Annotated in this window: 1 pseudogene; it reads left to right on the top strand. The window is 49.2% G+C overall.

The window, feature by feature from the left end:
- Positions 1–169 precede the first annotated feature (169 nt).
- Positions 170–1007 (top strand): annotated as a pseudogene (locus CALK_RS11650) (hypothetical protein); the annotation flags it as partial.

Genomic DNA, 1007 nt, shown 5'->3' with positions numbered 1-1007 from the left:
GTTCTAGTAATGCAAAAGATCAATTAGCCCCCCACGGTACCATGGCTACATGATTGTAGTACAAACGGTGTAGACATTCTGTACCCGTTATACTGAGGATTTTAAAAAAGGCTTTGACATTTTTTCTTTTTTTGGTACATTATGTACAACAAAACAACAAGGAGATCCTATGAAAACCTCTCTCACCCTTTTCGTGGTGTTGCTTCTCTCGGGGGCGCACGCGCGTGATTTTCTCTTTCCCTCTGTAAACCCTCCTGGAGACCTCAGGCCTGACCAGGTAGAACAGTACATTACCATTATTTGGGATGACAACGCCTACTCGGGAAAAACAGGCTCTAACTATGAGCCCGAACCTCCTCCCCTTGCCTTTACGGAGCAGGGATGGGTTGGTGGTCGCCGTGTGGAAGGTGATTGGTCAACTGATGGTGTCAACCCTCTCAATATAGAAGAAGGGGACATGGGGATGAGCTGGGCAGCCTATACCCTCGCGGGGTTTGAGGCAGAACCTGCCATGGCATGGAGTCCCATGGCTGCCTACACTGAGGGAGACCGAGTTCGTCACAACGACACCGTGTGGATATCCGGTGCATGGACAGAAGATGAACCAACCCTTGATCCAAACTACCCCGAACAAAATGGTGGTCACTGGGAACATGCATGGGAATATGCATACGCCTTAGGAGCACAAACACCAAGTATTACCAATCCTGATGGATCACAACTCACCTTCACCTTCAATGTCATCTCCGGTCTTATGGTTCCCACATGGCCCATCGATTGGCAAGCACGTGAATCAAAGTACGGCTATTATGTACCGAACGACGAGTTCTACCCTGAAGGCACTCCCGAAACAGAGCGGCATAGCAAGATAGCCGCATCGTGGGGACGGGAAATGCCAATTTACACCTCTGAGTCACAAAATGAAATTTTTGTGCAGGGCTACATCACACAAGCCTACGAAGAAGCCCTTGCTCTTGGCCATGAAATAGGGAACCACACCCTTGACC

This window comes from Chitinivibrio alkaliphilus ACht1, from assembly GCF_000474745.1.
In the GTDB taxonomy this organism is placed as follows: Bacteria; Fibrobacterota; Chitinivibrionia; order Chitinivibrionales; family Chitinivibrionaceae; genus Chitinivibrio; species Chitinivibrio alkaliphilus.
Note: the sequence above shows the minus strand (reverse complement) of the source record. Positions and strands in the feature narration are given on the sequence as shown.